This window comes from Parerythrobacter lutipelagi, assembly GCF_005434975.1.
GTDB lineage: Bacteria > Pseudomonadota > Alphaproteobacteria > Sphingomonadales > Sphingomonadaceae > Parerythrobacter_A > Parerythrobacter_A lutipelagi.
The window spans coordinates 450,410-475,236 of sequence record NZ_SKCJ01000002.1; the positions used below are offsets into that span (position 1 = coordinate 450,410).

Genomic DNA, 24,827 nt, shown 5'->3' on the forward strand with positions numbered 1-24,827 from the left:
TGACGAGTGATCGGGGCGGAAATTTGCGTGATGCAATTGACCGTTCATCCAGCTTCGCCCAAACCGCCCGGCAACAGATTGCAGACAAGGACCTATTATGGCGTTTCGCTCTTTTGATTCCAACCAGATATCCCGCCGCTCTCTTCTGCGCGGTTCGGCACTGCTGGGGGCGGGCGTTGCCCTGTCCGGCCTGCCGCTGGGCCGCGCTGCGATGGCGCATGTCGGCCATTGGCCCAATGTCGCCGCGACGGTCGAAGACTATGTTTCGAGCGGCAAGGTCGCGAATATGGTCGCGACACTGGGTTGGGAGCAGAAGCACCCGGACATCATCGCGCGCGGAACGCTGGCACTGGGCGGCGCGACGGAGGCCGGCTTCGACAGCCTCTATCGCATCTATTCGATGACCAAACCGATCACCGGTATGGCCGCGATGATGCTGGTCGAAGACGGCAAGCTTACGCTCGACCAGCCGGTTGCGGATTTTATTCCCGGCTTCGCGAACATGATGGTGCAGAAGGAATATGACGGCAGCATCGGCCCGGAAAACCTCGAGCCGCTGGCGCGTCCGGTTACCGTGCGCATGTTGATGACGCATACGGCCGGTCTTGGTTACGGTATCATCCAGAAAGGCCCGATCGTTAAGGCGATGGGGGACAAGGGCCTTGTTCCCGGCCAGATCAGCCGTTTCCCGATCCCCGGCCTCAGCCGCGCCAAGCCGACCGACAGCCTGGAGAAATTCGCCGATGGCATCGCCAGCCTGCCGCTGGTTCACCAGCCGGGCACCAGATGGAGCTACTCCGTCGGGCTCGACATACTTGGCCGGGTGATCGAAGTTGCATCGGGCATGTCGTTCGAAAGTTTCCTCGAAACCCGCCTGTTCAAACCTTGCGGCATGGACAGCACCTGGTTCCAGGTGCCGAAAGCCGTCAGCGCGCGGATGACCACCAATTACGGTGTCGCGAACGGTATGTCGCTGCCGATCGATCTCGGTGCCAACTCGATCTTCTACGACAACCCTGGCTTTGCCTCTGGCGGGGCAGGTCTCGTCTCCAGTCCGCGCGATTACGATCAATTCCAGCGGATGCTGGTTGGCCGCGGGATGCTCGACGGGACCAGAGTGATGAGCGAAGCTGCGGTGCTGGAAGGCACGTCCAACCTGCTGCCCGAAGGGGCCGATACGGCAGGCACTTGGGTCGCCGGACAGGGCTTTGGCGCAGGCGGCCGTTCGAGCGGCGGTGCGTTTGGCTGGGGCGGAGCGGCTGGCACAACCGGCTTCGTCGACATGGAAAGCCGCCTGCGCGCGGCCAATTTCACGCAATACATGCCGTCCGATGCCTATTCCATCCAGCGCGAATTCCCTGACATCGTGATGAAGGATCTTGCGCTGCTGAAGGCGGCTGCCTCCTGATGGCGGGACCGCCGCTGGCATTCACCGGATCGCGGCTCGACCGGGCTGACAATGTCCGCGCCGATCCCGAAGCGCTGGCGGGAATGATGAACTGGCGGGCGAAACTGCTTGTTCTCGACGGTCTGATGCCGGGGCTCGACGATGCCAACGGCCTGGTCTGGGGTACGCTGGCTGACGCGCCGGACGATGCGGAATTGGTGTTCCTCGGGCTGGATGCACAGGAGGGGGGAGGCACAAAGCCATGCTTTGCCGCTGTACCGCCTGAAGGTGATGCCAGCCCGCGTATGGCGAACCCGCGCCTGTGGGGCCTGATGCAAGCGCTTCGGCCTGACGATCTGGCGCTTTACGGGGGCGCGCGCAGCATTGTCGACTGGCACGCACGGCACCGGTTTTGCGCCGCCTGCGGTGGCCCGACCAAAATTGCCAAGGGCGGTTGGCAGCGCAATTGCGAACGCTGCAGCGCGCAGCATTTCCCGCGCACGGATCCGGTCACCATCATGCTGGTCGAATACGCCAGCGCTTCGGGCCCGAGGCTGATGCTGGGGCGCGGTCTTGGCTGGCCGGAGCAGGCCTTTTCCGCGCTCGCAGGATTTGTCGAACCGGGTGAGAGCATCGAAGAGGCAGTGGCGCGTGAAGTGTTCGAGGAATCGGGCGTGCGGGTGCGTGATGTTTCCTACATCGCCAGCCAGCCATGGCCGTTTCCCAGCCAGCTGATGATGGGCTGCCATTCCCATGCCGATGACGACGCGCTGGTGATCGACGAAACCGAAATGGCCGAGATCGAATGGTACACGCGCGAACAGGTACAGGCGGCGCTGGCCGGTGACGGCCCGTTCAACGCCCCACCGCCGCATGCCATCGCGCATCATCTTCTCAATTGGTGGATCAACAAATGACCAAGCTCGCAATCGATATCTGGTCCGACGTGATGTGCCCGTGGTGCCTCGTTGGGTGGGGCAATCTCCAGCAAGGCCTCAAGCTGGTCGAAGGCGAGATCGAAGCGGAGATCCGCTGGCACGCCTTCGAACTGAACCCGGATATGAGCGAAGAGGGTGAAGACCGGACCGAGCACATTGCCCGCAAATACGGCCGTTCGATCGAGGAATCGAAAGGCGTGCAGGGCCAGATGCGCAGCGCTGCGGAGGCCGCAGGCGTATCGCTCGACTACGAGGGTGAGGACCCTGCGCCCCCGGCGATGATGTGGAACACGTTCGATGCGCACAAGCTGCTCGCCTGGGCGCTCGCGGTATACGGACCCAAGGAACAGACCGAGCTCAAGCTCGCGCTGTTCACCGCCCATTTCAACGACCGCCGCCCGATCGGCGAACGCAGCGTGCTGCTGGATATCATCGAGGAAATTGGCCTGAACCGCGCCGCTGCGGAAACGGCGCTCGATGACGAAGGTCTCGCCAGACATGTCCGGATGGACGAGCAACAGGCATTTGACGCGAACATTTCAGGTGTCCCGGCGATGGTGATCGAAGGCAAGTTCATGGTTCCCGGCGCGCAGCCGGCGGAAACCTACGCCAACGTGCTGCGCAAAGTGGCGGAAAAAGTCGCCCGGTGATGCGCTGGCCTTGGAGCGTGATGCATTCTCGGATAAAACTTGAAGTCGGAGGGCTTACGGTGTCAAAATCCCTACCAAAAGCGGCACAAAAGTAGCGAATGCAGTGCCGAAGCCAGGCTTGAGGAAGAAGTTTTTGGCGCGATCAATCAATGCCGCATCGACAGGCGAATCGCCTTTGGCCGATAATAATATGGGTGTTTTTCCGACCACGCTGCAAATTCCTAAAGTCAGAGCCAGCGTCGCGGTGCTGATAATCGCATAGTAGAGCAACAAACCCCGCTGATGTGCGACCAACGGACTCTCCGCACCATTCTCTTGCGCAGCTTTCGCGATGAAATCGAAAAACAATGCGTCGGATAGTACGACCAATGACAGAAGGCCCGCCGAAAGGAGGTAGGCTTCGCGTATTAGCTTCGTATCGACAAGATGGTAAACTCGCCTAGATGTAGCCAGGATAATTGTCAGGCTCAGGATTGCTATGCCTGCGAGTTGCATCAAGAGGTTCAGTTGGAGCTTAATCCGGTTGATTGCGACCGTATAGCCTGGGTTATCTACATTAAGATTTGCCAGAAAAATATACGCAGGCTCGGCCAGCCTCTGCGATTGAGATTCGTTTGCTGCCGTCGCGATGTCGCAAAGTGTACGTTGATTGGATGCCGCATCGCAGTAGGGCGCAATTACGGAGCTCGCGACGCCATTGCCAGTTGAGAAGAGTAAATAAGCAGAGATAGCGCCCAGCGCGCCCACCCAGATCAGCGAGTACGCCCGCACCCATCCGCTTAGCCTTAAAAGGCCGACAACCGCGTATGCGAGGAGGACTACACATATTCCCATGATCGCAACAGATGTTGCCGCCCAGATTAGCAAAGCATCGTGAGCCATTTCGATGAACAGAACTGGAGACTTTGCTGCAGGTTCGGGGAAGAACTTCAATGTACGCGCCGCCCCGATCGCGTAAAAAACGAATACGAATGTTAGCGCGCCCGCACTGATTACGATGAAAGAAGATTTTGCTTTAAGCTCATCAGACATGGTCACCCCCAATCCCGACCATAGACTTTACGACGCGAACAGTAAATGCGAGTATGGCTGTAAAATATTCCTCGAACATCAGAGATCAACTGCCAATAGATTGCATATATAAAAATGAAAAATTGCGCGCGAATTGAGCGCGGTTAATGGTAGCGTGTCACAAGCTCTGGTAGTTGGAGGCTCTTTTAGCTACCATGACGGGCCTGGATGGTGGCGGATTTTTTCGCACCCTTCATCCCACCTTGCTGCGGATTATGCAGATCGACTTCGGGTTTGAGGGTTCGGAATAAGTCTAAGAGTTCATTGTGCAGGGGTCGCTTGTTCCGAATTCCTGCCGTTAAATCAGTCCGAGGCGCTGCAGCTTTCCTGCCAGCTTGCCCGGAATGACATCGCCGATGTCTTCACCTTCGCCCAGATCGCGCGGGGGTTCGCCCTTAAGGTAGCGCCAACCCTGATGGGCGCGCTTGGGGCGTGGCAGGACAGGGACGAGCCGGGGTTCCAGATCGATCGACCAGCGCCCGTCGGGCGTTTCACTGAAGCCTAGGATCGTGCTGCGCGCGACGATATTGTGCTGGTGGATCCAGAACAGCGAGCCGCCGATGCATTGTTCCCACTTCGTCGGGCGGTAGCGCGTCGTCAGGTTCGGGCTGCGCCGGTTGGCGTACCAGCTTTCCAGATCGCCATAGGACTGCGCGCCGAAAGCGATCTTGGTCAGATGGAGGCGCGGCTTATCGGACATTGCCGCCGAGATAGCGATTATCGCCGGTCACTCAACCCGCGAGGCCAACCGCGACTGCAAGTCCGAGGAAGGCGAAGAAGCCCATCGAGTCGGTGATCATTGTGACGAACACCGAGCTGGCGACCGCCGGGTCCTGATCCAGCCGTTCGAAAATCACCGGCACCAGTACCCCGGCGAGACCGGCGGTGACGATGTTGATAATCATCGCCACGGCGATCACCACCCCGAGCATGGGGGAGAAAATCAGCGCGGTGGCGAGGCCGACGAGGACGGCAATCGTCGCGCCGTTGAGCAAGGCAACGCGCATTTCGCGCCAAAGGATGCGCCCGGTGTTGGCTTCGGTCAGCTGGTTCATCGCAATGGCGCGCACCGTCACGGCCATGGTCTGCGTGCCGGCATTGCCGCCGATACTGGCCACGATCGGCATCAGCACGGCAAGCGCGACCAGTTCTTCGATCGCGGCACCGAACAGCCAGATGATGGTGCTGCCGATCAGCGCTGTCCCGAGGTTCGCGACCAGCCAGCGTACCCGCGCAGCATAGGTTTCGCGGATCGGCTCGTTGATATCGCCTTCGCCCGCGCCGGACAGCAGCATGGCGTCTTCCTGCGCCTCTTCGGAGATGATGTGGACCACATCATCGACCGTCATCTGCCCGACAAGCCGACCGCTCTCGTCGATCACTGCGGCGGAGATCAGACCGTATTTCTGGAACATCAGCGCGACCTCTTCCTGGTCGAGCATGTCGGGGATCAGCGTCTGGTCGCGCTTCATCACATCGGTCAGTGCGATGTTGCGCGGGGTGGTTAGGATCCAGCTCAGCGCGCAGGTGCCGACCGGATGGTGCTTGTGATCGACCACGAAGACTTCAAAGAACTCGCTGCCGATCTCGCCGCGTTCGCGCAGGAAATCGATCAGGTCGCCGACGGTGAGATGTTCCGGCACTGCGACCACGTCGCGGCTCATCAGACGGCCGGCGGTTTCTTCCGGATAGGCCAGCGCGCTTTCGATTGCGACGCGGTCTTCATCGTCGAGTTCGGCCAGAACCGCCTGCTGGTCGGCATCGTCGAGATCTTCGATCAGCTGGACGGCGTCGTCCGTTTCGAGCTGTTCCGCGATGGCCGCGACTGCATCGGCGGGCAGCGCTTCCATCATTTCTTCGCGGACGAAGTCGTTCAATTCGGCGACGACTTCCGACCCCATGAGATCGGTTATTGCAGCGGCCAATGCCGCACGTTCGTCTTTTTCGAACAGCTCGATAAGGTCGGCAATGTCGGCCGGGTGGAGCGGTTCGACAAGGTCATAGACCGCGCCCTTGTCGCCCGCCTCCAAGGCATCGCGCACGCTCCGCACATACTCGCGTTTGAGCGTGTTTTCCTCGTCCAGCCGTTCATCGTCGATCCGGTCGTCCGGGCGTGCGCCATCCTCCGCTTCGTGCGGATCGGCCAGCATCACATCGTCATCGCGCCGTTCGTCCATGGTGTTGTCCCTTGGAAGCCCGCTCTAGGGAAGGGCCCGCTCTACGGAAGAGATAGCGAAAAGCAAGCCGCCCGATCGCGTGCTGCGCCCGCAATCGTTTCCGCCCGCCGGATGACGCAAGAGTACGCTGCGGGGTGACATTGGCGGCACGGGCCCTATATCCTTCGCCAGACACCAAACACGGAGAATTCCAGATGGCCGACACGCTTACCCTCACTCTCGACACTGGCAACGGCGAAGGCGATGTCGTGATCAAATTGCGCCCCGATCTCGCGCCGGGTCATGTCGAGCGGATTACCGAGCTCGTATCGGAGGGTTTCTACGACGGGGTGAAGTTCCACCGCGTGATTCCGGGCTTCATGGCGCAGGGCGGCTGCCCCAACGGCACCGGCATGGGCGGTAGCGACAAGCCCGATCTGAAGGCGGAATTCAACGCCGAACCGCATGTTCGCGGCACCTGTTCGATGGCCCGCACCGCAGTGCCGGACAGCGCAAACAGCCAGTTCTTCATCTGCTTCGACGATGCCCATTTCCTCGACGGGCAATACACCGTGTGGGGCCAGGTGGAGAGCGGCATGGACCATGTCGACGCGCTGCCCAAGGGCGAGCCGCCGGCAAGCCCCGGCAAGATCATCAAAGCCGCCATTTCCTGATCTTGCGGTCGGCGGCGCGATGAAACACCTGATAGCGGCTGCGGGGCTTCCCCTGCTGCTGGCAGGCTGCATCACGCCGCTGCCCGACCTGACGCAAAGCCGCAGCCCCTGCCGGATGGAACCCGGCGGGTGGTGCGGCTTTGTGCGTGAGGCGGCAATCCAGAGCTACGCCTACGCCATGCTCAGTTCGAATGCCTATCAGGACGAAGACACCTACCGCGAATTGCCCACGGCGTTCGTTCGGCGAGAAGCGGCTGACAACGACGATAGCGGGCTGGCCTATTCGGTGTTCGACCGCTTCGAAGTGGAGCGCGGCAAGCGCGGCAAACTGGCCGCCCGGGTCATCGCTTTTCGCGGCACTGAAGCTGGCTCTTTCGATGACGTGTTTTCCGGTTCGCTGGGCGATCGGCAACGCGAAGGCGCGCGCTCCGTCTACGCTGCCGAGAGAGCTGCACTGGACGCGGACGGCAAGCAAAGCGTGAAGATCGAAGTGACCGGGCACTCGCTCGGCGGCGCGCTGGCCACGCAGGTCTCGATCGAACAGCCCGAGGTGCGTGCATTTGTCTTCAACACGTCGCCGTTTTTCAGCGGCGATCCCATGCTGAACGACACCAATCGGCTGTCCATTTCCGAACGCGGCGAATTTCTCCGCCTTCTACGCCGTTACAAGACAGCACCGGCGGCAGAGCAAGTCGTGATCAACTGCAACCCGTCGGCGTCCGCAGCGTCAAAGCATAGCATCCGCGCGCTGGCGGACTGCCTCACATGGATCGCTGCGTATAGCGAGACCGAGGCACTGCACATGATTTCGCGCAACCCTATTGGCAAGCCGGAAGTCGAATGCGGCGATGCCAACAAGGTTCACCCCGGCAAGCAATCGACATTGCTGAAGCCGGGAGTGGGGCCCGCGCCCTGTGCCCATTCGCCCAAGCCCAAGGCGAATTAAAGCCCCGCGCGCACCAGCCAGTCGTGAAACAGGCGGACAGGGCGGCTCTCGAGCGACTGCGGCTTGCAGATGAACCAGTAACTGTACGGGCTTTCGACCTCAATGTCGTAGAGATGGGCGAGCCGCTTGTCGGCGGCACGTTTCATGTGGTCGTCATGCATGATCGCAATGCCGAGTCCCTGCGCGGCGGCTTCGAGCATGAGCTGGCCGGAATCGTAGTGATCGATCGCTGCCGGTTCGAGCGCGGACAGGTCGAGCGCCTGCTTCCACGCCTGGAAACTCTCCGGCAATTCGTTGTGGATCAGGAATGTCTGCTTGCCGAGCTTTTCCAGATCCGGTTCCTTGCCGAGCTTCTCCGCGGTCTCGCGGCTACAGATGGCGTGGACCATATTGTGATCCAGTCGCACCGCGTGAAGGCCGGAGGCCGGGCCGCGCGAGAGGATGATCGCTGCATCGAGCGTGTCGCCAACCCGCTCATCCAGATGCGGTCCGGTGTCGATGTCGATATGCAGCAAGGGATGCCGTTGCCGTAGTTCCCCCAGATGCGGGAACAGGCGCTGGCTGCCGAACAACGGCAGCACGCCGAGGTGGAGGCGCAAGAGCGACATGTTCTCCGAATGGTTCTCGATCGCCAGCGCCAGAGCATCCAGATGCGGCAGGACGGCATCGTGAAATGCCTGACCTTCGTCGGTCAGCGACATTGCCTGCTTGGCGCGGGTGAACAGCTTCTTGCCGGTGAATTCTTCGAGATTGGCAATCCGGCGCGATAGGGCGGAGGGGCTTAGGCCAAGCTCCTCGGCCGCTGCACGGGCAGAGCCGAGCCTGACAGTGCGCAAGAAAGCCTCGAGTGCGCGAAGCGGCGGGAGCCTACGGGTGGCCATACTATTCCTCTCGTTTTGGAATATACGCCCGGATTACCGGTTTGGATGCAAAAAACCGAACTGGCGCGCCAAATTACTTGCCGTTGGTACCGCCGGACGCAACTGGCTGGTGCAGTCGGAGCCGCTTTACGCGGGTCTTGTCCGCTGCTGTGACTTCGATCCGCCACCCGCTCGGATGCTCGACCACCGTGCCCACCGGGGGGATCTGCTCAGCCAGCACGAAGGTCAGGCCGCCTAGCGTGTCGACCGATTCCTCGACTTCGGCCAGGCGCGGATCGATCCGCTCCGCCACGTCGTCCAGTTCGGCGCGCGCGTCACAATCCCACATGCCGTCACCGATTGGCGAAATGAGCTCTTCAGGCAGGTCATCGTGTTCGTCTTCGATTTCGCCGACGATTTCCTCGACCAGGTCCTCGATCGTGATGATCCCGTCAGTGCCGGAAAACTCGTCGACCACAATCGCGAGGTGCATACGCTGGCTGCGCATGTCCGCCAGCACATCGATGGCGTTGCGGCTCTGCGGTACATAGAGCGGCTGCCGCATCAACACCGTCCAGTCGCTCGGCGGTTGGCGGTTTTCCGCGAGATAGGGGAACACATCCTTAATGTGGATCATCCCGATCACCCGGTCGAGCTCGTCGCGATAGACCGGCATGCGCGAATGGCCGTTCTCCGAGAAATTGCGCACCAGATCGTCCCAGCTGATCGTGGCTTCGACCGCGATGATCTCGCCGCGCGGGATTGCCACGTCGTCCGCGTCATGTTCGCTGAAATGGAGCAGATTGCGCAGCATCTGCCGTTCGACGGGCGAGAGATCGCCTTCGGTCGGGGTCTCAATCCCCGCCGATTCGTCTTCTTCGCGTTCGTCGATAGCCTCTTCAAGCTGGGCACGCAGCGAACGGTCGCGTGCATTGGGATCGAACAGGCGTTTCACGGCGGCCAACAGGCCGTTGCTACTCTCCGCGTCTCCCGCGGATTGATCGGTGTCGGGCATGGCCCCCGGTGTGCTCCTCATATGTTGCGGTCCCCATATGGGTCCGCGATACCCATTATTGCAAGCGCTGCAATTTCCAGCGCTTCCATTGCTTCGGCGTCAGCGGTTGAAATTTCGTGATCGAGACCGGTCAGATGGAGCAGCCCATGGATCACCAGATGCGCCGCATGGTGATCGAGCGGAATGGATTTCTCCGCCGCCTCGCGCATGCAGGTTTCACAGGCGAGGGCGAGATCGCCGAGCATTTCCGGCCCGCCGTCCGGCGCCAGCGCCAGCAATTCCTCTCGTGTCAGCATCGGGAACGACAACACATTGGTCGGCTTGTCCTTCGCCCGCCAGTCACGATTGAGCGCCTGGAGTTCCTGATCGGTTGTAAACAGCACGCTGGTGGTCAGGCGCGAATTGGCCAGTTCAGGCGCGACCTTTGCGGCCGCGTCCGCAGCGCGGCTGGCAAGATCCTCCCACTCGCCCGGAGGCCAGCCTTCGATGTCGATGTCCAGATCCATCAGCTTGATCCGCAAGCCTGGCACGACGGCTGCGCAGGACAGATGGCACACGGTTCAGGCGCAATGAACCGTCCCGCAGATCCGGTCAGCAAAGCGAATGGATAGTCCGACTGCGGGTTTGCGTATCGCATCGCCCGAGCATAGCGGCTCGAAGGGCCGGTAGGAAAGGGCAACCAGCGGCAAGTGACGTTTAAACCCGGCAAAGGGTGCACTCGGTTCGCCGTAGTTTTTGCGCAAACCACCCCCGGAATCGGCAGAATTGCGCCATTTATTCATTTGCCAGACAGGCGAACCGGAACAGCGGCGCAACCAATTGCATTCCAAATCCATGATCGACCACGTATGATGGTCTACACATTCGGGATGCATCCACCGGGGTGATGTTCACGGCCGTGCCACAGGGGAGCGCGCGGTCAGACAAGAATTTGAAGGAATTATTCAATGCATATCAAGCTTAACAGACGGCTCGCTCTGCCGATGATGGCCGCGCTGGCGCTCGGCATTCCGGCCGGCGTTTCCGCACAGGACGATACAGTCTATGAAGAACAGGTCATGACTACGGTCTATGGCTCGGTTCCGGGCGATCTGTCAGGGATGCCGGAAGGTCCGGAAATCGAAGGTATGATCGCCCAGCGCAACGGCAACCGCATCGAAGTGGTCAGCCCCGGCGGCGCACGTACCGTGGTCCACGTCAGCACCGCCACGCAGATCAAGTCCAGCGGCGGCTTCCTCGGCCTCAGCAAGGCTTCGCTCGATAGCAGCTCGCTGCTCAACGGCCTGCCGGTGAAAATTGAAACCGTTCAGTGGGAAGACGGGCTTGTCGCCAGTGAAATCGATCTCAAAAGCAAGGATCTGAAGACCGCAGCGATGATCGCCAACGGCACGCAGCAGGGCTTTGCCGAGCAGACCGCCGCCACCGACGCACTGCGTGGCCGCGTTGCCAATATCGATGAATACAACATCAAGGGCACGACCAACGTCTATTTCGACACCGGCAAATACAATCTTTCGGGCGAAGCGCGCAATGAACTGTGCAGCGCCGCGCAACAAGCCAATGCGATGGACAATGCCTTGCTGCTGGTGGTCGGCTACACCGATTCCACGGGAAGCTACGAGATCAATCAGGAACTGAGCGAGAAGCGCGCCGAGCGCGTGGTCAACTACCTCCAGCAGCAGTGCGGCTGGAAACCGTACCGCATGCTGACCCCGACCGGCATGGCGGAATCCGATCCGGCGGCGGACAACAGCACTGCGTACGGCAAGGCGCAGAACCGCCGCGTGGCCGTGAACATCCTCGTCAGCAAGGCGGTCGACGGGATGTAATTTTCGCAACCGGTGCAAGCACAGGAAGGGCGGGCCTCGGTCCGCCCTTTTGCTTGCGCGATCCGGTACTGACTACCGGGCCTCTATCGGCGGCTCGTAATTGTCCGACTGGAGTGTCAGCATATAGGCGACGAGTTCGCCGATATGTTCTGCCGGGATTTCGAAATACATCGCATCGGGGTAATTATGCGGGCGGCCGAGCCATTCGGTCAGGCTCGCGCCGGTGAGACCGGGCGTGTTCGCGATGGCGTCAAATCTGGGGGCGGTGCCCGGCGAAGCCTGATCCAGCTCGACCGCGTGGCAATCCGAGCAGCGTCCGCGTGCGAATTTCAATCCGTTCCATTCGGGCGAATTGCGCTCGAAGCCGTGCATGTCTTTCGAAATGGCTTCTGCAACTTCGGGCGGAACCGTCTCGCAACCCGCGAGCACGAGGGGCAGGGCAAGTAGAACAAGGGCTCTCATATCTTGGAGACTATGCCTTGCTCTCCTGCTTGCCAAGTCCGGAGGCGGCAGCCCCGGCTCAATTGTTCAGGCTTCGGCCCTCGCTAAGATTGCGCGCTCCGCCTTTGCCGACTCCGCCAGTCGGCAGGAACGGGCAGGGCTTGCCCGAGGCGCAAAATCCGAGGATCCAGCCGGCATAGACCGTTTCAACCTCATCCTCGGGGTCGTCAGCCAGCGTCCATTCGGAATGCTCGATCTGTACCCAGCGTCCCTTGCAAGAAGCCAGCTTCTGCGGCCCGCTGACCTCGAGTTCGCGAATGAAGTGCTGTTTATCCTTCGATCCCGGAACAGCATGGAGATCGAACTCGTCGCCCTCGTAATAGGTCATTTCGAGCATCTTGGCGGAGACCCAGCCCTCTCCGGCATATCCCGCCAGCGGTTCCAGCTTCTGGGTGCGATAATTCCATTCGGCGTTCGGAAGCACTTTGAACCAGCCGTCCTGGCTGCCGAGCACCTTGAATTCGGTCATCTTCAAATGTTGCCAGTTGGTACGGCCGAGCACCTTGTACTGTGTGCCCGGGCCGGATCGGATGTTGAGGCCCGCCGGGTCTTTGTCTGCGCTGTACAGGTAGATGCCGTTGCACGCCTCGAACGAGGTTGGCGGGACGGCGCGTGTCCCCTCGACCTTGTGTGCGCTTGCAGCGGCGCTCGCGATGCCGAACGCGGCCGTCGCCGCGAGCAGCACCATCTTCACTCGGCCTTGCCTTCATAAGCTTCGACGATCCGCCCCACAATCGGATGGCGCACGACATCGGCGGCGGTGAAGCGGGTGACTGCAATGCCTTCCACGTCTTCCAGCCGACCGACCGCATCGGCCAGACCGGAATGTCGGTCGCCGCCCGGTATGTCGACCTGTTTCGGGTCACCGCACACCACCATCCGGCTATTCTGGCCGAAGCGGGTGAGGAACATCTTCATCTGTTCCCTTGTGGTGTTCTGTGCCTCGTCGAGGATGACAAAGGAATCGGCCAGAGTGCGCCCGCGCATGAAGGCGATCGGGGCGATCTCGATTTCACCGCTGGCGATCCGGCGTTCGACCTGTTCGGGCGGCATGCAGTCGAACAGCGCATCGTAAAGCGGGCGCAGATAGGGGTCGACCTTGTCCTTCATGTCTCCGGGCAGAAAGCCGAGTTTCTCGCCTGCTTCGACCGCGGGGCGGCTCAGCACAAGGCGCTGCACGCTGCCGGTGATCAGCTGGCTGACCGCCTGTGCCACCGCAACATAAGTCTTGCCGGTGCCCGCCGGGCCGAGCGCGAAGATCACATCCTCGCGGGCAAGCTGGCGCATATAGCCCGCTTGTGCCGCGCTGCGCGGGACAATGGTCTTGCGGCGGGTGCGGATCATGATCGGCGGCGAATTCTTGTCCGCGTTGACGATCCCTTCGAGCGTGGGTTCATTCGACATGGAGATCAGCGCTTCGATTGCGCCTGCATCGAGATCCTGCCCCAGGGCCAGCTTGTCATACATCGTCTGAAGGACATCGCGCGCGCGGGCCACACTGTCTTCCGGCCCTTCGATGTGCAAATTGTCTCCGCGGGCGGAGATGAACACACCGATGCGGTTCTCCACCTGGACGAGATTGGCGTCGAATTGTCCGAACAGCGGGACCAGCAGCGACTGGTCTTCGAAAGACATATCGACTTGTGCGCGGCGAATTTCGCGGGCCGGCTGTGGCGCAGACGAAATCTTTGGTGTTGCGCGAGTAGGTTTGCGTCCCATGCGGCTCCTTTGCTTGGTGACTCGAAGTCTAGGACAGTACGCACAAGACGCAAGAACGATTGCTGAACGCGGCTGGGGAAAGTCGGTGTTTTCCTATCGAGCCGAAGCTCTTGCTGTGGCAGCAATCAAGCGGTCTGTTGCGCATCCCCAACACGGGAAAGCCGACCTTCCAGCGAATTCGCCCCGGCTTCGATCAGCTCGACGTCTACCAGATCACCGATCGCCGCGGTGCCGGTGAACCACACGCTTTGCAGCCACGGGGACTTGCCGAGCCACTGGCCGTCCAGCTTGCCCTTGCGTTCGACCAGCACTGCGCAGCTCTTGCCGACGCTCGCCTGATTGAACGCCACCTGGTGGCGATTGAGCGCGGCTTGCAGACGCTGGAGCCGTTCGTCCATCACCTCACGCGGCACCTGACCGTCCATGGTCGCAGCGGGCGTGCCGGGGCGGGGTGAGTATTTGAAGCTGTAAGCCTGGGCGTAGCCGACCTGATCGACGATGCGCAGCGTCTCCTCGAACTCGGCGTCGGTTTCACCCGGGAAGCCGACGATAAAGTCCCCGCTCAGCGCAAGATCGGGCCGCGCGGCGCGGAAACGTTCGAGCAGGCGGAGATAGCTTTCCGCCGAATGGCTGCGGTTCATCGCCTTGAGCACGCGGTCGCTGCCGGACTGCACCGGCAGGTGCAGATAGGGCATAAGTTTGCTGACTTCGCCATGCGCGGCGATCAGATCATCGTCCATGTCGGCGGGATGGCTGGTGGTGTAACGGATACGCTCGAGACCATCGATGCCTGCCAGCATACGGATCAGGCCCGCGAGGCCGCACGCACGGCCCCTGTCGTCCTCACCCGACCATGCGCTGACATTCTGGCCGAGCAGGGTGATTTCACGCGCACCGGCTTCAACCAGTTTGCGCGCTTCGGTCACGAGGTCCTTGAACGGACGCGAGATTTCCGCGCCGCGGGTGTAAGGGACCACGCAATAGGTGCAGAACTTGTCGCACCCTTCCTGAATGGTGAGAAAAGCGGTCGGGCCGATTTTTCTTCGCGCCGGCAGCGCATCGAATTTGGCAATCGGCGGCATGTCGGTGTCGGTCGAACGCTCGCCCCTGACTGCCTTGTCGAGCATTTCCGGCAGGCGGTGATAGGCCTGCGGCCCGACCACCATCGACACCGCCGGTGCGCGCACCATGATCTCTTCGCCTTCGGCTTGCGCAACGCAGCCGGCCACTGCAATCATCGGTGCCTTCTGCTGCGTCTTGCCCTTGGTCAGGCGGCCGATGTCCGAATAGACCTTCTCCGCCGCCTTTTCGCGGATGTGACAGGTGTTGAGCACCACCAGATCGGCATCTTCGCCCTCTGGCGCGGGCGCAATGCCTTGCTCGGCGAGCAATTCGGCCATGCGTTCGCCGTCATAGACGTTCATCTGGCAGCCGAAGCTCTTGACCCGGTAGGTCTTGGGGGGCGTGGTCGGTTTCATGAGGATCGCGCCTTTAGGGCAAAGCTGTGGACGGTTCAACAAGATCGAACCCTTGCGCCGGGCCGCCTTGACGGTAAGCATGTGGCGATGAAGCCAATCAGAACCGCCGCGCTCTGCTCGCTTGCCGCCATGACCACTCCGCTCTTTGCTGCGACCGAGGACGCTGGCGCGACACTAACTCCTGAAGAACAATTCGCCCTGATCAGTTCATGGGAGGGCCGCTGGCAAGTGGCCGAAACATCGGCGCTGGAAATCGTATTCGAGAAGACGGCACGCGGCACTGCGATGATCGAGCGGTGGGAGACGCAGGCGGGACTGCATTCGATAACCGTCTATCACATGGACGGCGATGCGCTGATGGCGACGCACTATTGCCCGCAAGGCAACCAGCCAAGGCTGGAGACGCGAGCGGTGGCGAGCGGAGAAATTCGCTTCACCTTCCGCGACGTGACCGATCTCGACGAGGGCGAGGGGCACACTCATGATCTATGGTTCACTCCAGGCGAGAATGAAACGATCCGGCGTTCCGAAATCTATCGGTCTGGCGAGGAGTTGGGCGAACCCAGCCACTATACGCTTAAGCGGGCACCGGCAGGCGACTGATGCCCTGGCGCAGTCCAGCTATTCGATAGGGTTCGGCTCACGCGGCGCTGCGTAGCGCACTGGCACCACGTCGTGCTTGAACACCCGCAGCGGCTTGCCGAGGCTGGTCAGCAGCGCGGCTTCGATTGCAGCACGGGCACGGGCGCCGATGGCTTTGCGGCCGCGGAATTCGTCCGGACTGAAAGGTTCTAGGAAGTGCAGCTTGAGTTCGAATGTGCCTTTACGTGACAGGATGCGCCGCGCGTTGTTCATGCCGCTTTCGTCGCCGACCCACGCAATTTCTTCCGCAGCATCGCCATAATCGATCAGAACCGGCTGGACGAGGACGTCCTTCGGCGGAGGTTCGAGCACGCTCAGCATGCTGGTCTTGAACGGCAGCAGCGATTGGCCGTCGGTGGTGGTGCCTTCCGGAAAGACAGTGACGGACCAATTGTCCGCCAGCGCTTCACGCAGCGCGTTGATCTGTTCGGCCACTCCCAGCCGGTTTTCACGCTGGACGAAGACAGTGCGGTTGAGCGTGCACAGCCAGCCGACAACCGGAACCTGGCTTAGTTCATGCTTGGCGACGAACGCCGTACCGCTCGCCCCCGCCAGCGTCAGAATATCTATCCAGCTGACATGGTTGGCGATGAAAAAGACATCCCGCCGCAAAGGCACGCCAATCGCCGTCACGCGTGCCCCGGCGACACGGCCGGCATAGCGCAGGAAGAGCATCGGAAAAGGCGAGCCGTATTTGAAGATCCGATAGAGATAGTGCAGCGGCACAAACACCAGCAGCAGGCCGATCAGGCACAGGACGCGGCGAAAAAAGCGGAATTTCTCTGAAAATGTGAGCGGCGTTTCCTCGCCTCGTGCGGCGGCTTCACGCAGTTCCGGTGACATCAGATGCCGCGATCTTTGTCACGACCGATTTTGACCGCGTACAATTCCATCCGGTGATCGACCAGCCGGTAGCCGAGCCGTTCCGCAATGACTTTTTGCAGCGCTTCGAGTTCGGGATCGACGAATTCGACCACATCGCCGGTTTCTACGTCGATCAGGTGATCATGATGCGCTTCTGGCGCCGCTTCATAGCGCGCGCGGCCATCGCCGAAATCGTGCCGGTCGAGGATGCCCGCCTCTTCGAACAGCCGCACCGTGCGATAGACGGTTGCGATCGAGATTTTCGGATCGATCGCCGAGGCACGTTCGTGCAGCATCTCGACATCGGGGTGATCGTCGCTTTCGGACAGGACGCGCGCAATCACGCGGCGCTGCTCGGTTATGCGCAGCCCGCGTTCGGCACACAGCTGTTCGAGGTCGATGCCCTGTTCCAAAAAAATCCTCTCGCAAAAGAAACGCCCCGGAGCCTTAGAGGCGCGGGGCGTTCATCTCAAGGTGGCGTGTGCGTGGATTATGCCGCTTTTTTCTTGCGACCACGCTTTTGCCCGGGCTTGCGGCCGAGGCCGATCTTTTTCGCCAGTTCGCGGCGACGCTCGGCATAGTTCGGCGCGACCATCGGATAATCGGCGGGAAGGTTCCAGCGTGCGCGGTATTCCTCCGGCGTCATGTCGTAATTGGTGCGCAAGTAACGCTTGAGCATCTTCAACTTCTTGCCGTCTTCGAGGCAGACGATGTAGTCAGGCTTGATCGAGGCGCGGATCGAAACGGCCGGTTCCGGGCGCGGTTCTTCCTTGTCTTCATCACTACCCAAAGCGGCCAATGCCCCGTAAACGCTGGTGATCAGCGTCGGGACGCTGTCAATGTCCACATCGTTATTGCTTAGGTGTGCAGCAACGATATCAGACGTGAGCGTGATCAGAGTCTCGCTCATATCATGTTCGAGTTCTTGCATGTTGTGTGTCCTCATCTTTGATGGCGGTTTATTTATTTTGACCTGCCAGCGCCGAGTCACCTAGACCGCATTAGCGCTTGTTTCAAGAGTGAGTGTTGTTCTTCACCAGCCAATATTAACCATAGAAATTTGCCAACCTGTTCATAAGATCAGGCAAAAAGTAATCGCATCAAGGCGTTCGTTGTCAGATGTCTTGTAGTAATTTTTCCTTCGCCCGATTTGCGTGAAACCGGCTTCACGATAGAGCTGAAGAGCCTCGTTGTTCTCTCGCATCTCCAGGAATGCTTTTTCAGCACCGCGAGTTCTCGCGTCGACGATGAATTTCTCAAGCAAACGCCTGCCAAATCCTTTGCCGCGATATTCGGGTCTGACAGCGATGAGCAGCAATTCATCTTCACCAGGTGCACTGCGGACCAGAGTAAATCCGGCGGGTGTTGCGATATTGTCTGTAAACTGTCCGTAGCTGTCGATCAGCGTGTAGCTGGTGGTTGGCAGGGAGAGCGAGCTGCTCACCTGATTGCGGTTCCAGGCTTCCCCCCATTTGGGCTCGAACGCGCTGCCCATTACCTCCATGATGCGGTCGATGTCGTCCATCACAGCTTCGGCTTTGCATCGGGAGCGCGGCCATACAGCGGCGCGTTGTCAGCCGAGAGAAGCTCTTCACGCAGCAGCTGTGCGTGGCGTGCATCGGGCAGGAGATCGACTGCCAGTTTCTCCTCACCGGGTGCGAAAAGGCTGGCGAGCTCGTGCGCTCGGTTGCCCGCAACAAGCGTATGGCGACAGGCGATCTTCGCCGCATCGGGCGCAAGCGACCGAACCTCGTCTTCGGGCATCATATCGGCAGCAAAATTCTGCACGAACCATTCGCCATGGCCGCCATGCATGCAGACGGTAACGGGCTGAGGCTCGGGTTGGGACTGAAGTCGGGACTGGATTTGGGACTGGCGACCCTGCGCGGCCACCAGCGCCAGCGTCGGGTAGCCCAGACATTCCGCATTCCAAGCGTAGGCCAGTGCCCGTGCTGCAGCAATCCCGATCCGTACGCCGGTGAAGCTGCCCGGACCGCGCGAAACCAGTATTCGTTCCGCTTGTCCTTTGCCCGGCAGGCCAGCGATCATGGGTACCAGCCGCTCTGCATGGCCGCGACCAAGGACTGCATAGTCGCTGGCGATCAGGCGATTGCCGTCGAACAGTGCCACCGAGCACGCTTCCGTCGCGCAATCTATCGCGAGCGTGTGCATGTCAGCGGGTCCGGATCAAGTGCGACGAAACCATGCCGGAGCGGATGGCACCGGGGCTGCAGTTTGGCAATCAGGCGATGCGGGTGAATTTGCCGAAATCGGGCCGCGGGCTGCGGTCGAATATGCTGTCCGGATCGCCATAACCGATCGAGCAAACCCAGTCGGCCCTGACACGTGGCTGGTCAGCAAAAAACTCTTTCGTGATACCGTCGAGATCAACTCCGGACATCGGCCCGCAGTCGAGGCCAATCGCGCGCGCGGCGATGATCAGGTAGGCGCCCTGCAATGCGGAATTGCGTGCTGCGCCTTCCTTGCGGCCTTCCTCGTCGCCTTCAAACCAGCTTTTGGCGTCGGCGTGCGGGAAGAGCCACGGCAGCTCTTCATGGAAATCGATGTCATAGCCGATGATCGCGGTAACCGGCGCGGCTTTGATCTTGTCCTTGTTTCCGTCCGAAGCCAGTTCGACCAGCTTGGCTTTCGCGGCATCGGATTTCACCCACACCAGGCGGATGGGCTGCATATTGGCCGAAGTCGGGCCCATCTTGAGCAAATCGTAGATCGCTTGCAGCTGCTCTTCCGACACATCCTTGTCGAGCCAGTCGTTGTAGCTGCGCGCTTCGTTGAAAATCTGGTCGAGCGCGTCGTCCGACAGGACGTGGTCGTGAAACTGCTTGGTCATGGTATCCTCACTGAATTCGCGGCGGGGGTAAATCAGGCTGCGCGAACTTCAACGACCTCAGGCACATAATGTTTCAACAGACCTTCGATTCCGTGTTTCAGCGTCGCGGTCGAGGACGGGCAGCCGGAACACGCGCCCTGCAAAGTCAGATAGACCACGCCATCCTTGAACCCGCGATAGGCGATGTCGCCGCCGTCACCGGCCACCGCCGGACGAACGCGGGTCTCGAGCAGTTCATTGATCTGCGCGACGATATCCGCATTCTCGGGATCGGCTTCGACGATTAGCGATTCTTCCGCCGGGACTGCAATTCCTGCCGCCGTGCCGCCTGCGAACAGGGGCGCTTCGGACACGAAATGGTCAAGCAGCAGGGAAACGACCTGAGGCTTGAGATCGGTCCAGCTAACTCCGGGCGCTGCCGTGACACTGACGAAATCCCCGCCGAAGAAGACATTCACGACTTCTCCGGTGTCGAAGATCGCTTGCGCCAGCGGGCTGGCCTCCGCGTCTTCCGGCGTGGCGAATTCGCGTGTGCCGGACGGCATCACTTGCTGTCCCGGAAGGAATTTGAGCGCTGCGGGGTTGGGCGTTGTTTCGGTCTCGATGAACATGACTGTCATGTAGGCGCGCGGCAGCAGGCTAACAAGCGGTGAAAACCTTTGCGCCTATTCACTACTCCTTCAGAACCACAGCCCCTATATTCCCCGCATGACTCGCAATCTGCGTGCCCTGCGGCACTTCGCTTTCCTGCTCCCGCTTGCCTTGCTTGCACCTGTCGCTTCGGCGCAGGAAGGGCAGCCGTTACCGGAACCCCAGGCGCTGCAGACAGACGGTGAAACGCCGTGGATCTATGAAGGCAGCGATGTCCCGCGGGACGAGGAATGGCTGTGGGGCGAGATGGACAACGGACTGCGCTATGCAGTGCGTGAGAACGGAGTGCCGCCGGGACAGGTCTCCATCCGCATCCGGATCGATGCAGGCTCGCTGCATGAAGAAGACGATGAGCGCGGCTTTGCGCATTTGCTCGAGCATCTGAGCTTCCGTGAAAGCAAATATCTCGAGCAGGGTCAGGCGATACCGACCTGGCAGCGGCTGGGGGCGACGTTCGGCAGTGACACCAATGCAGAAACCAGTCCGACCCACACGGTCTACAAGCTGGATCTGCCGGGCGCGACACCGCAGGCGATCGAGGAAAGTTTCAAGCTGCTTTCCGGCATGATGCGCGAGCCGGTTCTGAGCGAAGCCAATCTGGCTGCAGAAGTGCCGATTGTTCTGGCTGAAAAGCGTGAACGCGGCGGCGCACAGATGCGGGTCGCCGAAAAGACCCGGGAAACCCTGTTCGCCGGGCAGAGACTGGCCAGCCGCATCCCGATCGGAACGGAAGAAACGCTGATTGGCGCGACCGCCGACGCGATGCAGGCGTTTCATGACCGCTGGTACCGACCGGGAAACACCGTCATCGTCGTCGCAGGCGATGCCGACCCGAAGATTTTCGCGGCGCTGATCGAACGGTATTTCGCCGACTGGCAGGGCAAGGGCCCGCATGTGGCCGCACCAAGCTTCGGCGATCCGGTTGCACCAGAGGGCACCGATCCGGCCAACCCGATTGGCGAAACTCTGGTACTGGTCGAGCCCGACCTGCCGCGCTCGCTGACCTATGCGATCCTGCGCCCGTGGCGCCAGGTCAACGACACCATAGTCTACAACGAAGGACTGCTGCTCGATGCGCTGGCGCAGTCGATCATCAATCGCCGGCTGGAACGGGCAGCCCGCGGCGGCGGTTCCTTCCTCTACGCGCAGGCGCAGCAGGACGATGTGAGCCGCTCGACCGATGCGACTTTCGTATCCTTCGCGCCGATTGACGATGACTGGCAAGCCGCGCTGGCCGACGTGCGCGGGGTGATTGCCGATGCCCGTGCCAACCCGCCGACGCAGGACGAAATCGACCGCGAAGTGCAGGAATTCGACGGTATCTTCGAAAGCCAGGTCGAACAGGCTGCGGTGCAGGCAGGATCGCTGCTGGCTGACAATGTGATCAACGCCGTCGACATTCGGGAGACCGTCGCTGCGCCCGATACAGTGCTCAAGGTATTTCGCGGGATGACATCGCGCATTACACCTGCGGCTGTGCTGGAACGCACGCGGATGCTGTTTGAAGGCGATGTCATTCGGGCGACCTATGTCAGCCCGTCGATCGGGGAAGCCGATGCGGCAACGGTGCGGCTGGCGATGCTGCGCCCGGTGATTGCCAATGATGGCGCGCGGCTGGCGAGCGGGCCGATTTCGTTCGATGACCTGCCGCCGATTGGCGCGCCGGGCGAGATCGAGGCTCGCGGTCCCATCGGTCTGTACGAGATCGAACAGATCAATTTCGCCAATGGCGCGCGCGCGCTGCTGTGGCAAAGCGATGCGGAGCCTGGCCGGGTCGCGGTCAAGCTGCGGTTCGGATCCGGCCACCGCGCATTCGATGCTGACGATGCCGCCTATATCGCGCTCGGCAGGCAGGCGCTGGTCGGTTCCGGCCTCGGCGAACTGGGGCAGGAAGAACTCGACCAGATTTCCACTGGCCGCCGCATGGGGTTCGATTTCAGCATAGACGATGCGGTGTTCGCCTTTTCCGCGCAGACCCGCCGGCAGGATCTGGCTGACCAACTGTATCTCTTTGCCGGCAAGCTCGCGATGCCGCGGTGGGACGAGAATCCTGTTCTCCGCGCCAAGGCGGCACAGCGGCTGACCCATGAAAGCCAGGAGACCAGCCCGGGCGGCGTGCTCGGGCGCGATTTCGAATATCTGCTCAGCGGCAAGCAGGGACGCTTCGCCTCGCCTACGCTGGAACAGATCGAAGCCGCGACGCCGGAGGGCTTCCGTGAAGTGTGGGAGCCTTTGCTGGCGCAAGGCGATGTTGAAGTTCTGGTGTTCGGTGATTTCGACACCGCTGAGACAGTCGAGGCGCTTAAACGCACGGTCGGCGCTTTGCCGGCACGCACGCCGATCCCGATTTCCGCCGCAGCCCGCGTTCCCGGATTTCCCGATGATCTCGGCAAAATCGAAGTCCTGTCGCACCGCGGGGACGATAATCAGGCAGCCGCTGTGGTGGCATGGGAAAGCGGCGGCGGCTTCCAGCTCGTGCGCGAATCGCGCCAGCTGGAAATCCTCACCAGCCTGTTCAACAATCGCCTGATCGACACCATGCGCGAACGCGCCGGTGCCAGCTACGCACCCAACGTCAGCTCGCGCTGGCCGACCGACATCCCGTCAGGCGGCACGATTACCGCGATGGCGCAGCTCAAACCGGAAGACGTGCCCGTATTCTTCAGCGCGGCAGAAGGGATTGCCCGCGATCTCGCGACAGCGCCGGTCACGCCGGACGAACTCGATCGGGTGACGGAACCGCTCAACCAGACGATCCGCCGCGCTTCAACCGGGAACACGTTCTGGCTCTATCAGCTGGAAGGGGCGACCGACGACCCGCGCCGGATCTTCGCGATCCGCACTCTGCTGGCCGACTACACCCAGACCACTCCGGAAGCGATGCGGGCGCTCGCCGCGAAGTATTTCGGCAGCGGTCAGGGCTTCAAGGTCGCGATCATACCGCAGGGGCAGGAATTGGCCGATACGGTCTCTCCGGCGAGGCAGGATGCCATAATGGGCCGATAGAAGGATGTGTCGATAAGCCCCGCTTGGCGCGGACTTAACATTACTGTCCTTGCCTGCGGACAGGCTTTGCTCTTCTATCGGATCGCGCCTATCCGCGCACGGCAATCGAACGAAAGCGATCAGACCTGTGGCACAAAACTGGCAACCCGACAGCTGGAAGGCGCACGAAGCACGGCATTTGCCGTCGTATGACGATGCCGCAGAGCTTGCCGCGGCAGAGGCCACCCTGTCCGCCTATCCGCCTCTGGTTTTCGCGGGCGAAGCGCGGGCGCTGAAGAAAGACCTGGCTGAAGTTGCCGCGGGCGACGGCTTCCTGCTGCAGGGCGGCGATTGTGCGGAAAGCTTCGCTGAATTCCACCCGAACAACATCCGCGATACGTTTCGCGTGCTGCTCCAGATGGCGGTGGTGATGACCTTTGCCGGCAAGCTGCCGGTGGTGAAGGTGGGCCGCATGGCGGGCCAGTTCGCCAAGCCGCGCAGTTCCGATACCGAGACGCAGACAGATTCAGACGGGCGTGATGTCACTCTGCCGAGTTACTTCGGTGACAATGTCAACGGAATCGAATTCGACGCAGCGACACGCCGCAACGATCCGCAGCGCATGGTCCGCGCCTATTCGCAAGCCGCCGCGACGCTCAACCTGCTGCGCGCCTTTGCCGGGGGCGGTTATGCCAATCTGCGCCAGGTTCACCAATGGACGCTCGATTTCATGGGCCGCAGTCCGTGGGCCGACAAATTTGGCGAAACCGCCGACCGGATCGGCGAAGCGCTGGATTTCATGGAAGCCTGCGGGGTCGATCCGGCCACTGTTCCGCAATTGCAGGGCACCAGCTTCTACACCAGCCACGAGGCGCTGCTGCTGCCGTACGAACAGGCCATGACCCGGCGCGACAGCCTGACCGGCGAATGGTATGATTGTTCCGCCCATATGGTGTGGATCGGCGATCGCACCCGCTTCGATGGCAGCGCGCATATTGAATTCGCGCGCGGCATCGGCAATCCGCTGGGCATGAAATGCGGACCCAATCTGGCGCCGGACGCGCTGCTCAAGCTGCTCGATACGCTCAACCCGGCGCGCGAGCCGGGGCGGATCACGCTGATCAGCCGGTTTGGCCACGACAAGGTGGAAGCCGGGCTGCCCAAACTCGTCCAGGCAGTGAAGCGCGAAGGCCACCCAGTGCTGTGGAGCTGCGATCCGATGCATGGCAATGTTGTCAAATCGGACAGCGGCTACAAGACGCGGCCGTTCGACCGCATCCTGTCCGAAGTGAAAGGCTTCTTCGCGGTCCACCGCGCAGAAGGCACTCATGCGGGCGGCGTGCATATCGAAATGACCGGACAGGACGTGACCGAATGCGTCGGCGGCGCGGTGGCGATCACCGATGCAGCGCTGGGCGACCGCTATCACACGCACTGTGATCCGCGCCTCAACGCGGCGCAATCGCTCGAGCTGGCGTTCCTGCTGGCTGAACAATTGCGCGCCGAAACGGTCGATCGCCGGGCCGACGCGGCCTGAGCCGACAAACCTCGGAACAAGTTTGACGGGCCAAGACTTTCAATTGTCACGGCCTTGCGTCATGTTTGGCCGC

26 protein-coding genes are annotated in these 24,827 nt (G+C 61.2%); 9 read left to right on the forward strand and 17 right to left on the reverse strand.

Going from position 1 to position 24,827, the window contains the following annotated elements:
- Nucleotides 1-97 precede the first annotated feature (97 nt).
- Genes E0502_RS10450 through E0502_RS10460 form a run of 3 tightly spaced genes read left to right on the forward strand, consistent with a single transcriptional unit; the run spans nt 98 to nt 2,975 of the window.
- A complete protein-coding gene (locus tag E0502_RS10450) occupies nt 98-1,408 on the forward strand; it encodes a serine hydrolase domain-containing protein (protein WP_137677951.1) in 1,311 nt (436 codons plus the stop codon).
- A complete protein-coding gene (nudC, locus tag E0502_RS10455) occupies nt 1,408-2,304 on the forward strand; it encodes an NAD(+) diphosphatase (RefSeq protein ID WP_137677952.1) in 897 nt (298 codons plus the stop codon). The genes E0502_RS10450 and nudC overlap by 1 nt, the downstream gene beginning before the upstream one ends.
- Nucleotides 2,301-2,975: a DsbA family oxidoreductase gene (locus E0502_RS10460; RefSeq protein WP_137677953.1), complete on the forward strand. Its 675-nt coding sequence runs from the start codon at nt 2,301-2,303 to the stop codon at nt 2,973-2,975. Before nudC ends, E0502_RS10460 begins: the two co-directional genes overlap by 4 nt.
- Nucleotides 2,976-3,029: 54 nt before the next feature.
- Here E0502_RS10460 and E0502_RS10465 read toward each other — a convergent pair whose 3' ends face one another.
- The 3 genes from E0502_RS10465 to mgtE all read right to left on the reverse strand — a co-directional run bounded on the left by E0502_RS10465 (nt 3,030) and on the right by mgtE (nt 6,223).
- Nucleotides 3,030-4,007, reverse strand: a complete 978-nt coding sequence (locus E0502_RS10465; RefSeq protein ID WP_137677954.1) for a hypothetical protein — start codon at nt 4,005-4,007, stop codon at nt 3,030-3,032.
- Nucleotides 4,008-4,344: 337 nt separating this feature from the next.
- Nucleotides 4,345-4,746: a DUF1489 family protein gene (locus E0502_RS10470; protein ID WP_137677955.1), complete on the reverse strand. Its 402-nt coding sequence runs from the start codon at nt 4,744-4,746 to the stop codon at nt 4,345-4,347.
- 31 nt (nt 4,747-4,777) lie between these two features.
- Nucleotides 4,778-6,223, reverse strand: coding sequence for a magnesium transporter (gene mgtE / locus E0502_RS10475; RefSeq protein WP_192895953.1), 1,446 nt, complete (start codon nt 6,221-6,223; stop codon nt 4,778-4,780).
- 194 nt (nt 6,224-6,417) lie between these two features.
- On the opposite strand from mgtE, the gene E0502_RS10480 reads away from it, so the two are divergent.
- Both E0502_RS10480 and E0502_RS10485 read left to right on the forward strand, forming a co-directional pair.
- Nucleotides 6,418-6,876, forward strand: coding sequence for a peptidylprolyl isomerase (locus E0502_RS10480; protein WP_137677956.1), 459 nt, complete (start codon nt 6,418-6,420; stop codon nt 6,874-6,876).
- A 19-nt stretch (nt 6,877-6,895) separates the two neighbouring features.
- Complete coding sequence (locus E0502_RS10485) at nt 6,896-7,822, forward strand: Tle-like phospholipase domain-containing protein (RefSeq protein ID WP_137677957.1); 927 nt, start codon at nt 6,896-6,898, stop codon at nt 7,820-7,822.
- On the opposite strand, the gene E0502_RS10490 is transcribed toward E0502_RS10485, so the two are convergent.
- From E0502_RS10490 to ybeY, 3 genes are all read right to left on the reverse strand, one after another.
- Complete coding sequence (locus E0502_RS10490) at nt 7,819-8,703, reverse strand: LysR substrate-binding domain-containing protein (protein ID WP_137677958.1); 885 nt, start codon at nt 8,701-8,703, stop codon at nt 7,819-7,821. The genes E0502_RS10485 and E0502_RS10490 overlap by 4 nt on opposite strands.
- Nucleotides 8,704-8,776: 73 nt before the next feature.
- Complete coding sequence (locus E0502_RS10495) at nt 8,777-9,718, reverse strand: hemolysin family protein (RefSeq protein ID WP_420813500.1); 942 nt, start codon at nt 9,716-9,718, stop codon at nt 8,777-8,779.
- A complete protein-coding gene (gene ybeY, locus E0502_RS10500; protein WP_137677960.1) occupies nt 9,715-10,203 on the reverse strand; it encodes an rRNA maturation RNase YbeY in 489 nt (162 codons plus the stop codon). The genes E0502_RS10495 and ybeY overlap by 4 nt, the downstream gene beginning before the upstream one ends.
- Before the next feature lie 441 nt (nt 10,204-10,644).
- On the opposite strand from ybeY, the gene E0502_RS10505 reads away from it, so the two are divergent.
- Nucleotides 10,645-11,526, forward strand: coding sequence for an OmpA family protein (locus E0502_RS10505; protein WP_204517956.1), 882 nt, complete (start codon nt 10,645-10,647; stop codon nt 11,524-11,526).
- 72 nt (nt 11,527-11,598) lie between these two features.
- Here E0502_RS10505 and E0502_RS10510 read toward each other — a convergent pair whose 3' ends face one another.
- From E0502_RS10510 to miaB, 4 genes are all read right to left on the reverse strand, one after another.
- Nucleotides 11,599-11,988 (reverse strand): hypothetical protein, encoded by a 390-nt coding sequence (locus E0502_RS10510; protein ID WP_137677961.1) that lies wholly within the window; start codon nt 11,986-11,988, stop codon nt 11,599-11,601.
- Nucleotides 11,989-12,046: 58 nt separating this feature from the next.
- A complete protein-coding gene (locus tag E0502_RS10515; RefSeq protein WP_240049151.1) occupies nt 12,047-12,715 on the reverse strand; it encodes an SH3 domain-containing protein in 669 nt (222 codons plus the stop codon).
- 2 nt (nt 12,716-12,717) lie between these two features.
- Nucleotides 12,718-13,746 (reverse strand): PhoH family protein, encoded by a 1,029-nt coding sequence (locus tag E0502_RS10520; protein WP_137677963.1) that lies wholly within the window; start codon nt 13,744-13,746, stop codon nt 12,718-12,720.
- A 125-nt stretch (nt 13,747-13,871) separates the two neighbouring features.
- Nucleotides 13,872-15,224, reverse strand: coding sequence for a tRNA (N6-isopentenyl adenosine(37)-C2)-methylthiotransferase MiaB (miaB, locus tag E0502_RS10525; protein ID WP_137677964.1), 1,353 nt, complete (start codon nt 15,222-15,224; stop codon nt 13,872-13,874).
- An 87-nt stretch (nt 15,225-15,311) separates the two neighbouring features.
- Between miaB and E0502_RS10530 the strand changes: the two genes are divergently transcribed.
- Nucleotides 15,312-15,827, forward strand: coding sequence for a hypothetical protein (locus E0502_RS10530; protein WP_137677965.1), 516 nt, complete (start codon nt 15,312-15,314; stop codon nt 15,825-15,827).
- 18 nt (nt 15,828-15,845) lie between these two features.
- On the opposite strand, the gene E0502_RS10535 is transcribed toward E0502_RS10530, so the two are convergent.
- The 7 genes from E0502_RS10535 to E0502_RS10565 form a co-directional block, all read right to left on the reverse strand.
- On the reverse strand, nt 15,846-16,709 hold the full coding sequence (locus tag E0502_RS10535; RefSeq protein ID WP_137677966.1) for a lysophospholipid acyltransferase family protein: 864 nt from the start codon (nt 16,707-16,709) through the stop codon (nt 15,846-15,848).
- Nucleotides 16,709-17,143 (reverse strand): Fur family transcriptional regulator, encoded by a 435-nt coding sequence (locus E0502_RS10540; RefSeq protein WP_137677967.1) that lies wholly within the window; start codon nt 17,141-17,143, stop codon nt 16,709-16,711. The genes E0502_RS10535 and E0502_RS10540 overlap by 1 nt, the downstream gene beginning before the upstream one ends.
- A 77-nt stretch (nt 17,144-17,220) precedes the next feature.
- A complete protein-coding gene (locus E0502_RS10545) occupies nt 17,221-17,661 on the reverse strand; it encodes a Ros/MucR family transcriptional regulator (protein WP_137677968.1) in 441 nt (146 codons plus the stop codon).
- 141 nt (nt 17,662-17,802) lie between these two features.
- Nucleotides 17,803-18,255, reverse strand: coding sequence for a ribosomal protein S18-alanine N-acetyltransferase (gene rimI / locus E0502_RS10550; RefSeq protein ID WP_338047319.1), 453 nt, complete (start codon nt 18,253-18,255; stop codon nt 17,803-17,805).
- Nucleotides 18,255-18,902 (reverse strand): tRNA (adenosine(37)-N6)-threonylcarbamoyltransferase complex dimerization subunit type 1 TsaB, encoded by a 648-nt coding sequence (tsaB, locus tag E0502_RS10555; protein WP_137677970.1) that lies wholly within the window; start codon nt 18,900-18,902, stop codon nt 18,255-18,257. The genes rimI and tsaB overlap by 1 nt, the downstream gene beginning before the upstream one ends.
- Nucleotides 18,903-18,972: 70 nt before the next feature.
- Nucleotides 18,973-19,581, reverse strand: a complete 609-nt coding sequence (locus E0502_RS10560; RefSeq protein ID WP_137677971.1) for a malonic semialdehyde reductase — start codon at nt 19,579-19,581, stop codon at nt 18,973-18,975.
- Between the two features lie 32 nt (nt 19,582-19,613).
- Complete coding sequence (locus tag E0502_RS10565) at nt 19,614-20,192, reverse strand: NifU family protein (protein ID WP_137678781.1); 579 nt, start codon at nt 20,190-20,192, stop codon at nt 19,614-19,616.
- A gap of 97 nt (nt 20,193-20,289) precedes the next feature.
- Here E0502_RS10565 and E0502_RS10570 point away from each other — a divergent pair, with 97 nt between their 5' ends.
- Nucleotides 20,290-23,238 carry a M16 family metallopeptidase gene (locus E0502_RS10570; protein WP_137677972.1) on the forward strand — a complete coding sequence of 983 codons (2,949 nt, stop codon included), beginning with the start codon at nt 20,290-20,292 and terminating at the stop codon, nt 23,236-23,238.
- A gap of 127 nt (nt 23,239-23,365) precedes the next feature.
- Nucleotides 23,366-24,754: a class II 3-deoxy-7-phosphoheptulonate synthase gene (locus tag E0502_RS10575; protein ID WP_137677973.1), complete on the forward strand. Its 1,389-nt coding sequence runs from the start codon at nt 23,366-23,368 to the stop codon at nt 24,752-24,754.
- The last annotated feature ends 73 nt before the right edge of the window (nt 24,755-24,827 follow it).

Excerpts from the sequence above, each read along its gene's own strand:
- E0502_RS10565 (WP_137678781.1), bottom strand. The coding sequence starts at position 20,192 with ATGTTCATCGAGACCGAAACAACGCCCAACCCCGCAGCGCTCAAATTC.
- miaB (WP_137677964.1), bottom strand. The coding sequence starts at position 15,224 with ATGAAACCGACCACGCCCCCCAAGACCTACCGGGTCAAGAGCTTCGGC.
- E0502_RS10515 (WP_240049151.1), bottom strand. The coding sequence starts at position 12,715 with ATGGTGCTGCTCGCGGCGACGGCCGCGTTCGGCATCGCGAGCGCCGCT.
- E0502_RS10545 (WP_137677968.1), bottom strand. The coding sequence starts at position 17,661 with ATGCAAGAACTCGAACATGATATGAGCGAGACTCTGATCACGCTCACG.
- tsaB (WP_137677970.1), bottom strand. The coding sequence starts at position 18,902 with ATGCACACGCTCGCGATAGATTGCGCGACGGAAGCGTGCTCGGTGGCA.
- E0502_RS10480 (WP_137677956.1), top strand. The coding sequence starts at position 6,418 with ATGGCCGACACGCTTACCCTCACTCTCGACACTGGCAACGGCGAAGGC.
- E0502_RS10450 (WP_137677951.1), top strand. The coding sequence starts at position 98 with ATGGCGTTTCGCTCTTTTGATTCCAACCAGATATCCCGCCGCTCTCTT.
- E0502_RS10485 (WP_137677957.1), top strand. The coding sequence starts at position 6,896 with ATGAAACACCTGATAGCGGCTGCGGGGCTTCCCCTGCTGCTGGCAGGC.
- E0502_RS10505 (WP_204517956.1), top strand. The coding sequence starts at position 10,645 with ATGCATATCAAGCTTAACAGACGGCTCGCTCTGCCGATGATGGCCGCG.
- E0502_RS10530 (WP_137677965.1), top strand. The coding sequence starts at position 15,312 with ATGAAGCCAATCAGAACCGCCGCGCTCTGCTCGCTTGCCGCCATGACC.
- E0502_RS10465 (WP_137677954.1), bottom strand. The coding sequence starts at position 4,007 with ATGTCTGATGAGCTTAAAGCAAAATCTTCTTTCATCGTAATCAGTGCG.
- E0502_RS10570 (WP_137677972.1), top strand. The coding sequence starts at position 20,290 with ATGACTCGCAATCTGCGTGCCCTGCGGCACTTCGCTTTCCTGCTCCCG.
- E0502_RS10535 (WP_137677966.1), bottom strand. The coding sequence starts at position 16,709 with ATGTCACCGGAACTGCGTGAAGCCGCCGCACGAGGCGAGGAAACGCCG.
- rimI (WP_338047319.1), bottom strand. The coding sequence starts at position 18,255 with ATGGACGACATCGACCGCATCATGGAGGTAATGGGCAGCGCGTTCGAG.
- mgtE (WP_192895953.1), bottom strand. The coding sequence starts at position 6,223 with ATGGACGAACGGCGCGATGACGATGTGATGCTGGCCGATCCGCACGAA.
- E0502_RS10495 (WP_420813500.1), bottom strand. The coding sequence starts at position 9,718 with ATGAGGAGCACACCGGGGGCCATGCCCGACACCGATCAATCCGCGGGA.
- E0502_RS10520 (WP_137677963.1), bottom strand. The coding sequence starts at position 13,746 with ATGGGACGCAAACCTACTCGCGCAACACCAAAGATTTCGTCTGCGCCA.
- E0502_RS10460 (WP_137677953.1), top strand. The coding sequence starts at position 2,301 with ATGACCAAGCTCGCAATCGATATCTGGTCCGACGTGATGTGCCCGTGG.
- nudC (WP_137677952.1), top strand. The coding sequence starts at position 1,408 with ATGGCGGGACCGCCGCTGGCATTCACCGGATCGCGGCTCGACCGGGCT.
- E0502_RS10510 (WP_137677961.1), bottom strand. The coding sequence starts at position 11,988 with ATGAGAGCCCTTGTTCTACTTGCCCTGCCCCTCGTGCTCGCGGGTTGC.
- E0502_RS10470 (WP_137677955.1), bottom strand. The coding sequence starts at position 4,746 with ATGTCCGATAAGCCGCGCCTCCATCTGACCAAGATCGCTTTCGGCGCG.
- ybeY (WP_137677960.1), bottom strand. The coding sequence starts at position 10,203 with ATGGATCTGGACATCGACATCGAAGGCTGGCCTCCGGGCGAGTGGGAG.
- E0502_RS10490 (WP_137677958.1), bottom strand. The coding sequence starts at position 8,703 with ATGGCCACCCGTAGGCTCCCGCCGCTTCGCGCACTCGAGGCTTTCTTG.
- E0502_RS10560 (WP_137677971.1), bottom strand. The coding sequence starts at position 19,581 with ATGACCAAGCAGTTTCACGACCACGTCCTGTCGGACGACGCGCTCGAC.